Annotated in this window: 6 protein-coding genes and 1 tRNA gene; 1 reads left to right on the plus strand and 6 read right to left on the minus strand. The window is 42.8% G+C overall.

Annotated elements, in window-relative coordinates:
* Positions 1 to 59 precede the first annotated feature (59 nt).
* Positions 60 to 146 (plus strand) — tRNA-Leu (locus LH29_RS12240).
* A gap of 250 nt (positions 147 to 396) precedes the next feature.
* Here LH29_RS12240 and LH29_RS12245 read toward each other — a convergent pair.
* The 6 genes from LH29_RS12245 to LH29_RS12270 all read right to left on the minus strand — a co-directional run bounded on the left by LH29_RS12245 (position 397) and on the right by LH29_RS12270 (position 11,485).
* Positions 397 to 2,604 carry a beta-glucosidase gene (locus LH29_RS12245; RefSeq protein WP_045030092.1) on the minus strand — a complete coding sequence of 736 codons (2,208 nt, stop codon included), beginning with the start codon at positions 2,602 to 2,604 and terminating at the stop codon, positions 397 to 399.
* A 342-nt stretch (positions 2,605 to 2,946) separates the two neighbouring features.
* Complete coding sequence (locus LH29_RS12250; protein WP_045030094.1) at positions 2,947 to 3,897, minus strand: alpha/beta hydrolase; 951 nt, start codon at positions 3,895 to 3,897, stop codon at positions 2,947 to 2,949.
* Between the two features lie 2 nt (positions 3,898 to 3,899).
* Positions 3,900 to 5,687, minus strand: a complete 1,788-nt coding sequence (locus LH29_RS12255) for a glycoside hydrolase family 2 protein (protein WP_045030096.1) — start codon at positions 5,685 to 5,687, stop codon at positions 3,900 to 3,902.
* A 71-nt stretch (positions 5,688 to 5,758) separates the two neighbouring features.
* On the minus strand, positions 5,759 to 7,306 hold the full coding sequence (locus LH29_RS12260) for an alpha-L-fucosidase (RefSeq protein WP_045030097.1): 1,548 nt from the start codon (positions 7,304 to 7,306) through the stop codon (positions 5,759 to 5,761).
* A 102-nt stretch (positions 7,307 to 7,408) separates the two neighbouring features.
* Positions 7,409 to 9,832: a glycoside hydrolase family 2 TIM barrel-domain containing protein gene (locus LH29_RS12265; protein ID WP_045030098.1), complete on the minus strand. Its 2,424-nt coding sequence runs from the start codon at positions 9,830 to 9,832 to the stop codon at positions 7,409 to 7,411.
* Positions 9,833 to 9,958: 126 nt separating this feature from the next.
* Positions 9,959 to 11,485, minus strand: coding sequence for an alpha-N-arabinofuranosidase (locus LH29_RS12270; protein WP_045030100.1), 1,527 nt, complete (start codon positions 11,483 to 11,485; stop codon positions 9,959 to 9,961).
* Positions 11,486 to 11,579: the final 94 nt, after the last annotated feature.

Below are 11,579 nucleotides of genomic sequence, written 5' to 3' on the forward strand. Positions count from 1 at the left end.
CACGTCCAAAATCGAAACGGAGTAAACGCCACAGATTTTGGAATGTTCTTAACAAATTTGCCCAGTTGGCGGAATTGGTAGACGCGCTAGTTTCAGGGACTAGTATTCTTATGAATGTGAAGGTTCGAGTCCTTTACTGGGCACCAGGAGAAATCCAAATAAAATCAAGAGCACTTAAAATCAATATTTTAAGTGCTTTTTTGTTTTCCACAGGAATCAAAAAAGTACAAAAAAAGTTATTCAAAACGAGACTTTACCGAGACCAAAAATTTCCGACTTCTATAAGGTACTAATCCATTGCTATAAGCGACCTTTACCTCCTATCCACAAAAATACTCTACAAAACTGTGCCCTAACCGTTAGCGATATTAATGATCCTGCTATTGAAACCCGGGTTTATTCAACATTTACAGTTAATTTGCCTTTTATATCACGTGATGAATTTCCCAGCAAAAAAGTGTAGTTACCCGGTTCCACAATCCATGAACTTTTCGACTCATTATAATAGGCAAAACTGCTTACCGGGACTTCCAGTGTTACCAACCGGCTTTCTCCGGCTTTGAGGAATACCTTTTTAAATGCCTTGAGTTCTTTCGCGGCCCGGGCTACTTCGGATTTGGGTTTGCTCACATAAAATTGGGCTGTTTCTGCCCCGTCAATTTTCCCGGTGTTGGTTAGTGTGAACCATACTTTTAGTGTTCCATCGGCTTTTACTTCATTTCTGTCAACTTCTGGTTCCGACCAGGTAAAAGAAGTATAGCTCAAACCATATCCGAATGGGAACAAGGGCTCAATTTTTTTGGTATCGAACCAACGGTAACCCACCAGGATATCTTCTTTGTAATATTGGTCAATACTATCGCCTGGATAAGAAAGCTCTCCGAAGAAGTGAGCCCCATTATCCTCCAGCTTTTTAGGGAATGAGAAAGGTAATTTTCCTGAAGGGTTAACATCGCCTGAGATAACATCGGCCAACGCATTTCCAGCCTCGGCCCCCAAATACCATCCCTGCATAATGGCAGGCACTTTGTCTACCCAAGGCATTGCTACTGCATTACCGCTAAGCAAGACCACAGCTGTGTTTTTATTTACTTTCAACAGTTCATCAATCAGTTTATCCTGTCCGAATGGGAGGTCAAGGAATTTACGGTCCCCACCTTCACAATCCTGAAAGTGATTTTTATTCAATCCTCCGATATAAAGTACGATGTCCGCATCTTTTGCAACTTCGATTGCAGCAGCCATTAAGGAATCAGCGTCCAGCTTTGACGGTTCTTCGCGCCCGTATAATGAAGGTCCCGAAGCATAACCAAGGCTATAAGTAATATGCTTATCGCCATATTTGTCTTTCAATCCTTGCAAAGGAGAAACCTCATAGGCCACTTTAAGTGAAGAGGAGCCACCCCCGATGACCATACTACGGGAAGCGTTTTCACCGATAACAGCTATTTTTTTGTATTTCCCGACAGGAATAGGAAAGAACTCTTCATTATTTTTCAATAGGACGATCCCCTCGCAGGCAATTTTCCGTGCAGCCTCGCTGTGTTCCGGCGAAACAAAACGACCAAACGGACGATTGGCACTCATGGTCGTGCGGAAGATTAACCGCAAAATACGCCGTGCTTTATCGTCAAGCACGGCCATTTCATATTTACCATCCTTTATTCCTTTTAAGAAAGGATCGGCCAGGTAATAATCTGAATACGGGAAGTGCCCGCTGGTTGTCAATCCATTGGTATAGGTACCCATCTCAATATCAAGCCCGTTATTTACTGCCTGATCAGTGTTGTGAACTCCGCCCCAGTCGCTGATTACCAAACCGTCGAATTCCCAGTCTTTCTTCAGGATTTTATTCAGTAAAAGATCGTTGTGACAGCAGTGCTCACCCCTGAACTGGTTGTATGATCCCATGATTGACCAGGCCTGACCTTCCTGAACAGCAGCTTTAAAGGCAGGCAAATAAATTTCGTATAAGGCACGGTCACTCACGTTTACATTAATATGCCCGCGCCATTTTTCCTGATTGTTCAGGGCAAAATGTTTCACGCAAGCAGCAACACCATTGGCCTGAACTCCCTGCACATAGGGAACAACCATACATGAAGCCAGGTATGGATCTTCGCCCATGTATTCGAAATTGCGCCCGTTCAGAGGGGTGCGGTAAATGTTCACTCCTGGCCCCAGCAACATGGTTTTATTACGATAGCGAGCCTCTTCACCAATCGATTTTCCATACAGCAGCGACAATTCAGGATTGAAAGTTGCAGCTAAACACGTAAGTGCCGGAAAAGCGGTACATGAGTCATTGGTCCATTGAGCTCCGCTCCACTCATCCCAATAAACCTCTTCACGAATTCCGTGAGGGCCATCCGATGTCCATACTTCAGGAATGCCAAGCCTGGCAGCCCCTTTTGAGCTGAATTTTGACTGTGCGTGGCACAAGGCGACTTTTTCTTCGGTAGTCATTAATGAAAGCGCATTTTCAACCCGTTCTTCAATTGGTTGGGTTACATCAAGGTAAATTGGCGTAGTTTTCTGGGCAGAAGCAGAAAGAGTCATCGCCGTAATGAAAAATGAAACGAATCCTGTTTTTAAAGTTGACATTGTTATTATTAATTTAATTATCTGGTATTTGGAACTTTACAGAACCTCTAACGATTGAACACAAACCAGTTCTTACTCCAAAACAAACCAATTAGGTCCCTTTTTACTGAACGTCCTGTGATGTACCCAAAAAAACGACCGTAAAAATACACGTCAACAATACACACAGGGGTACTACAATGTTTCCCACATAGTATGCTGTTGTATTTTTAAGTTAACAAGAATGCAAAATGCGTCAAAAACAGAATTGTTTATGACGCATTTTGGGTATTCATGTAAGACGCCCCCTTCAACGGCACTTACTCACTCCCCTACTCATATCAATATACTTCAATCAATATTTCACTTTTCCGAATTCGACGCTCCTATAAAACCTCTTGCTTCAAGCCATTTTAGGCATGCTTGTGGCCACATAGATTGAGTGCTTCTCCCGGGAGCCATTCCATACCCATGTCCACCCGATTGATAAATATGAAGTTCGCAGGGTACATCATGCTTTTTCATCGCTAATGCATATTTAATACTATTTTCAACCGGAACCACATCATCATCCAACGAGTGAACTACAAATGCCGGTGGAGTATGCGTATTGACCTGCGAGTCGTTTGAAAAATGCTTCACCTGTTCAGCCAATGGTGCGTTACCAAGCAACCCCACGCGTGAGCCTCTGTGCGTAATGGTAGAGTCCATAGATATTACCGGGTAAATAAGCAACGAGAAATCGGGCCGCGCACTGGTTGAGTCATCCGGATCATAAACCTTCTCAGTATAATGGGTTGAAATTGTAGATGCTACGTGCCCCCCTGCTGAGAAGCCCATTATACCAATCTTTTCAGGATCAATGCCCCATTCTTTGGCATGGCGGCGAACAATGCGTATTGCCCTTTGGCCATCCTGTAACGGGCCAATCGATTTGTTTTCCATTGCGGCATCGTCGGGCTGACGGTATGTTAATACGAAAGCGGTTATACCCACGCTGTTAAACCACTGCGCAACCTGTAGCCCTTCATGCCTGATAGCAAGTCCTGAATAGCCGCCTCCGGGACAAATAACAACTGCCGTACCCGTTGCCTTTTCCTTTGGAGCCGGATAAAAATAAAGATCGGGATCAACAATGGAATGTTTATCTATCCAGCCTGCCGTTGTATCAACATGCTGTGTAAATTCTTCACTTTCTAAGGCACCGGAAGCCTTTCCGTTCCAAACATCAATTACCTGAAATTGTGCCGAAAGACTGCCGACTGTGGCAACTACACAAATCAATGCTACAACTAATCTTCTTAAATCTATCATTTTTACTTTCTTTTATAGTATTCGTGCACAATATACCAAGCTCTTTTTTTCTCTCCATGTTCCGACAACAAGCCTTTTCGGTTGTAACCATTTTGGTAAACCTGATTCATCCTTTTTAACGACCTGTAGTCGAATAACAACCACGGACACACCCCACACAAATTGGGAGTGGAGCCAAACATTTCAATCTGATTGACATAAATTTGCTGTTGGTACTCTTCTGTCCAGTAAGCCGCCTCATCGCCCGGACCTTCGTTACTGCCATATTTTGCTTCGCCTCCAAACTCGGAGATAAAGACCGGTTTATCGGGACAAACAACGTCCCATTTTGTTTCCGATGGTTTGCCTTGCCAAGGTTTGTACCAACCAACATATTCATTAATGGCTATCAGTTCGGAATAGTTGTAAAGTGGGTCCCACACCTTAAAGGTATTGTTGTTGTATCCGTGAGTATTTATCACGTGTACAATCAGCCGGGTTGAATCCAAAGCCCTGCACTTTTGAGTTAGCTCAATAAGCGCCTCGTTGCGGTTTGGTGTTCCGGGATAGGTTTCGTTCGAAAGACACCAAATAGCAACTCCACAGCGATTTTTGTCACGCCGAACCATTTCGTTAAGCATAGTCTCCAGTTTTTGAGGAACAAGGCTATCCGAGAACTGGATATGCTGATACACCGGCAACTCATCCCAGACCATGATTCCCATTCGTTCTGCTTGTTTAACCATGTTTTCATTGTGAGGATAATGGACTAATCTCACCAGGTTACACCCTAATTCTTTTGCCGCATTCAATAACATCCCGGCATCCTCAGCAGTATAAGCCCTTGCAGCTTTTGATGGGTTTTCTTCGTGAATATTTACTGCTTTCAGAAAAATTTCTTTGTTATTCAACAGTACTTTATTTCCCTGTACTTCAACGCTCCTGAAACCAATCTCGTCGGCTACAGTATCGGTTTCACTTTCAACCATTACCTTGTAAAGCTTCGGCTTTTCGGGCGACCAAAGTTTAAAAGCCGAGTTAAACTCAAGCTTTGCCCAACCTTCTTTATCGGTTTTTGTACGATATTCCAGATTCTGTTCAGGAATTTTAACCACAATATCCTGTTTAAGCTTGTTCCCGTTCAGTTTTACCCAGCCAGAAACGGTGTTTAAGCTCCCCTTCTTGAGCTGAATGAAGTAATCTTCAACAAAAGTTTCGTTGGTTTCGATTAAATCCACATCGCGGGTAATTCCACCATAATTGAACCAGTCGTAACCGGTACCTGGCAAACCGTTGCCCAAACGCTTGTTGTCAACCTTTACAACAATGGTGTTGCTACCATCCTTTACTTTACCTGTAATTTCAAACTGAAAAGGGGTAAAACCGCCTTCGTGGCTTCCCAGCTTTTCGCCGTTAAGGTACACATCGGCCAAATAATTTACCGCCCCGAAATGCAAAAACAATCGCTTGTCTGCCTTCACGGAATAGTTAAATTGTTTTTTGTACCAAACCGTTCCTTCAAAATAAGTCAGCTCGCATAATTGCGAGTTAAAATCGCCCGGCACCTGCAACTCTGGGCCCCCTTCAAATGAATATTCCACAAAATCTGTCTTCTTTTGTGACTTCTTTTCCTGCCATACCTGTTTCCCTTCGCCAACCCCTATTGGGTCGATAATGACTGTCCATTTGCCATTTAAACTTGTCGTTTTTCTTGCCTGAACATTAATCATGGCCGTTTGGGCATTTGCACTGCCTGCGAAAAAAATAAAAATCAAAAAGACTAACATCCATTCTTTTACTTCTGTCTTCATGTATTCCTTTATTTTAAAATATTGTTTCCCTTATAATTTGCCAGGTAGTTCAGGGAAGTAACTGTTTAATACTATATAAACTCAACTTTAAAAACGGTCGCAATTTCGTCCATAGCTTCAGCACTGGGTGTTGTAAGCGTCAATTTATTTTCGCTGGCCGACCATTTTAACTCTTCGCCACTTCCAACCACGCTAACTCGTTTGATATTCTGCCCCGGATTTGTCTCGAATACATGCTCCAACCCGATTTCTTTGCCAGAGTCGGGCAAACCCAATAAATAAACATACAGGGTATTTCCATCTTTCGATTTGGCAAAACGAACATCGTCTTTTGTGTATTTCATAGTAGCTGATTGTCCGCCAAAATGACCTTTCTCAAATTCAGCAATTCCGTAGCCAAAAACAGAATGTACACGCGTATTGTACACCGCTTCCTTGTGTTTCTTAATCCATTCACCAATTGTAAGTAAAACGTCTTGCTGTTCTAGCGGGATGATGCCATTGGCCATTGGAGATACATTTAACAGTACCACGCCTTTCTTACTCCACACGTCAATCATATTACGTATTATTAAATCGGCTTTTTTGTATTTCAGGCCATTGGTGTAGCACCAACTACCATCACTAATGGTTATATCGGTTAGCCAGTATTTTTCCGAAATTTCTGTTTTCCCGCCCTGCTCAATGTCAAGAAGAGCCACACTATCAGGTAAGTCTTCCTGTTTATAAAAAGTTATCGGTTCCTGGCCGCATTTTAAGGCTGTATTGTAATGATGGGCCACCATTTTTTGCCGGTATTCTTCAGGAATCATATCCAGCCACGAATCAAACCAAATCATATCCGGGGCATATTTATCAACTACCTCATTTACCTGTCCCAACCAACGGTCGTGAAACTCATTAACGGGAATGTTGCCGTACAGGTATTTAAGTTTTTTATCGTTGGTACTAGTAATTCCATTGGGGTCGTAGGCGAAATGACTATCAAAACCAACCTGACCGCTATTGGCCCAATGGGCACTGTCGTTGGCATAACGTTGCAGGTTTCGCGCATGATGGAAGGTTGCTATGGTTTTCATATCGCGCTTTTTAAGCTCCGATAACAGCTCTCCTGCAATGTCCTTTTCAGGCCCCATATCTGCAGCATTCCACGGATTTATTTCACTATCCCACATGGCAAAACCATCGTGATGTTGTGCAACCAGGCCGGCAAATCTGGCTCCTGCATTTTGAAACAGATCGGCCCACTCCGCGGCATAAAAGTGTTCGGCCTTAAACAGAGGGATAAAATCATGATAATCAAAATCAGTTCCGTAGTTTTTTACATGGTAATCGCGAATTTCCGCTCCCCAATGTTCTTTTTCAAGCTTGGTATAGTACATCCATGCAGGATACCATTCGGAACTGAAAGCAGGTACGGAATAAATTCCCCAGTGGAAATAAATCCCGAGTTTGGCATCTTTAAACCATTCGGGTTGGCTGTTGTGTTGGGCTAACGATTCCCAGGTTGGCTCGTAAACATTTACCTCCTGTTTGGTTTGCTTCGAACTGCAATTAAATAAGGTGCAAGCTATAGCCAACAGGCTCACTGTTCTTAAAGTTCTTTTAAGTTTATTCATTTATTCAGTTTTTATTGGATGATAACTGCTCTGTTTCTTAGTATTAATTGAAATGGTACTAATTTATCAAACGCAAACCTATAATAAGCCTGCTTGCCAGAATTATTTTGCTGTCAGAATAGCTGATGCCACCGGAAGCGAACCACTTTGGGCTGTTATTTTTATTTCACCTTTCCTAGAGGTTGATTGTATTACAGCCAGGCATTTTCCGTGATAAGCTTCCATTTCTCTGCCATTAAAGGGGGTATGGCTTTGCTGGTTACCATTGCCTACGGCCAGAAGTTTTCCGGCACCGCTCACTTCAAATTCAATCAGGTTGTCGGCAAACGGAACAGGCACGTTATTGGCATCAAGCAATTGAACCGATACATAGCTTAAGTCCTGCCTGTTTGCTTTTATGATCTGACGGTCTGGTGTTAGCACTATTTTCGCAGGTTCGCCGGCTGTTTGTACGACACAGGTAACGGTTTTGCCATCTTCTGTTTTTCCTACAGCCTCTAATATCCCCGGTTCGTATGGCACTTCAAAAAACAAAAAAGCTTCGTTATTTAGATCCCATTTGCGGGAGCCCAGCGATTTCCCATTTAGCTTTAATTCCACATCAGGCACGTTGGTATAAACGTGAATGGCCAGCGTATCGCCAATAGTTTCGTGGTTCCAATGAGCTTCAACCTTAGGCCAGTTCCAGAAAGAAGACCTATTCCTGTTACGCGCTGATTTATCGGTTTGAACAGCAATGTAAACCATGGGCTCATCGTTCCAAATCGACTTGCGGAACCAATAGCCGGGTTTTGGATTGCCACACATATCTATCACGCCGCAATCGGCACCACGCCATGGCCAGTTGGGCCATGTTTTCCAAAACTCGAAGCCGGTACCCACGTGCCCAATACCGGCTTCGCCAAGATAGTCAAAGCCGGTCCACAAGAACTCGCCGGCCACATAATCCTCTAACTGTCCATCGAGCCATTGCTGGTATGAGCGCATTTGCCACGCTTTGTGATCGTGATATGGGTACATCACCGTTTCTGAACCATAAATCACCCGGTTAGGGTATTTTTCGTGGTCTTCCTTATAAAAAGCTTCCTGGTAGTTGTATCCTACAATATCGAGCAAATCGAGCACGCCAAAAGAGTTGAAGTTTACAATTTCGTTACAGGCCAGGGTAAAAGGCCGCGTACTATCGTGTTTCTTTGCTGCATCCAGCAGCATGGGAATAATTTTCTGCGCACTGTCCTTGTTGTATTGTTCGCGCAATTCGTTGCCAATGCTCCATGCAATTACCGACGGATGGTTTCGGTCGCGACGTATCCAGTTTTTCACGTCGCGCTGGTACCATTCTTCAAAATGAGGGGCGTAACCATGGGAAGTTTTTCCATCCATCCATTCGTCAAAAATTTCGTCAATAACCACAAATCCCAGGCTGTCGGCATAAGCAAGCAGTTCCGGCGACGGTGGATTATGACTCATTCTTAACGCATTGCATCCCATTTCTTTTAAAATAGTCAGTTGCCGTTTGTGCGTGTGGTTTAATACTGCCGCGCCTAATGGCCCACCATCGTGGTGATTGTTCACCCCTTTCAGCTTTACATGCTTTCCATTGAGCGAAAAACCTTTATTGGGATCGAACCGGAAAGTACGAACACCAAAAGCCGTAGCATAACTATCCACCACCTCATCGCCGCTCCTTACTTCAACCTGCAGGCGGTACAAGTTGGGTTCTTCGATGGACCACAATTCAGGGCTGTCGATCCGAATGTTTTGTGCTATCGTTTGCTGTTGACCGGCTTTAACATCAACATCGGTTTCCGATTTGGCAACTTCTTTATCTTCCGAATCAATGAACCTGGACACCACGGTGCAAGGCTGATCGGCATCGTTGTCGTTGTTCACTTCAACAGAAACATAAACCCTGGCACCGCTTTCGTTCACTTCCACAGTTTGGGCAAACACCCCCCACTGGTTAATGTGCAGCTTATTTTTTGCCACGAGCCAAACATGGCGGTAAATGCCCGAGCCCGTGTACCAACGCGAATTTGGCTGTTCCGAAGTATTTACTTTAACCGCAATCAGGTTGTTTTCGCCAACCGGGTTTAAATAAGGTGTCAGTTCGTAATAAAACGACGAATAGCCATAAGGACGAATTCCAAGATAATGGCCGTTAATCCATACCTCGCTGTTGCGGTAAACACCGTCGAACAAAATCCATAATTTCTTGTCAGCATACACCTTTTCCGTTACAAACTGTTTCCGGTACCAGCCAATTCCGCTATATGCGTAACCGCCACCGGCACCGGAGGTGTATGCCGAGTCGAAGGGATGTTCGATGCTAAAATCATGTGGCACATCAAGTACGCGCCAGCCCGAATCGTCGAAACCGGGCTGTTCAGCCCCCGGCTGTTCGTTCAGTGCAAATTTCCAATCAAAATCGAAGGGAATTCTGGCATCATCTACCGTTTGATTGTTTTTGCAGGATGTGATTGCCAAAAGGCAAATCAAAATATAGTTTATTACTATCTTATTCATTGTGTTGATTTAATATTGATTTATTCAGTAATCACAGCCACTTCTGCATAACAGCTACTCATTTTTACCCATTCAAATATTTATTTTATTGCCTTATGATAAAGATTTTGAATGAGATTAAAATTCCTACTGCAACTGAAGCAACAATACAGAATGTGCAGGAATACTAATGTTTAGTTGTTTATCTCGAACTTCCGCCGTCGAAAAATCCGATAAGCTCACTTTTTCTTCTTTACCAAAATCGTTATAATCAGTATAACTATTACTTGTCAGAATTTTTGCATCTGCAACCTTTAGATCTTTATTCAACGAACAATTAATACTAACTGTTTTATTCGGATTGGCATTGGTAATTGTAACGCTAACCACACCGTCTTTTTCAGAAGCAGAGGCTGTTATGGCCGGTATTGATTCTCCTTCATACGAATAGTCTTCCGTTTGCAACTCTAAAGGAACAAGGTTGGCTTCCTGATGCACATTGTACATTTTAAATATGTAATAAGTAGGCGTTTTAACCATTTCCTTACCCTTTGTAAGAATAGGTGACTGCAATACATTTACGATTTGTGCGATATTAGCCATGCTTATCATATCAGCATGATTATTAAAAATGTTCAGATTAATACCTGCAACCAATGCATCGCGAACCGTATTTTGCTGTTGCAAAAAACCGCCTTTTGTTCCGGGCAATTGATCATACCATGTTCCCCATTCATCAACAATTAGTTTAACTTTGCCTTCTTTGTCGTATTTAAGCATAACTGCAAGATGTTGATTAATATAATCCTCAATTTTCATGGTGCCATGCAGTGTTGAGAAATACATATCTTCTTCAAAATCGACAGATGATCCCTTACTCCCCCAGTTACCGGTAGGCAACGTATAATAATGCATAGAAACACCTTGTGTAAGATTGAGTTTTCCTTGCAGTTTAGACATAATAGTCTCGGTCCAGTGTGTATCGTCGGCCGAAGGTCCACATATCACCTTCTGAAAACCATTACCCCTGATATAGGCGGAATAATTTCTGAAAAGATCGGCGTAATAACCAGGCGACATTTCTCCGCCACAGCCCCATGTTTCATTGCCGATCCCCCAAAACTTCACATCCCAGGGATCTTCTCGTCCATTCTCTTTGCGCAGTTCTGTCATCGGACTTTCATCACTTGAGGTAACGTACTCTACCCACTCCATGGCTTCCTGAACAGAACCGGATCCAACATTTATGCTCAAATAAGGCTCAGTACCTATCAATTCACAAAAATCTAAAAATTCATGAGTTCCGAAACTGTTGTCTTCCGTTACCCCACCCCAGAAAACATTCACAATTGAGGGGCGATCTTCTTGCTGCCCTATACCATCTTTCCAATGATAAGTATCTGCAAAACAACCTCCGGGCCACCTTAAAACAGGTACTTTCATTTCTTTTAAAGCTTCAACAACATCTTTTCTGTACCCATTAATGTTAGGTATTTCAGAATCTTTTCCAACATAAATTCCTTCATAAATACAAGTTCCCAAATGTTCAGAGAAGTGCCCATAAATTTCCTTGTTGATTTTAGGGCCTACAGAATCCACGTTTAACACAATTGTATTCTGTGCAAATACGTTCACTATAAATAGTGAACTGATAATCAATAAACTAATTTTCATATTTTGTTTTTTTTATTAACTGTATTTTTTTAGTTCACATCCCTATCGACCACAGTTTTGGTTTTGCTATGCTACCCTGCACATCTGGTCGAAC

Source organism: Draconibacterium sediminis, from assembly GCF_000949475.1.
In the GTDB taxonomy this organism is placed as follows: Bacteria; Bacteroidota; Bacteroidia; order Bacteroidales; family Prolixibacteraceae; genus Draconibacterium; species Draconibacterium sediminis.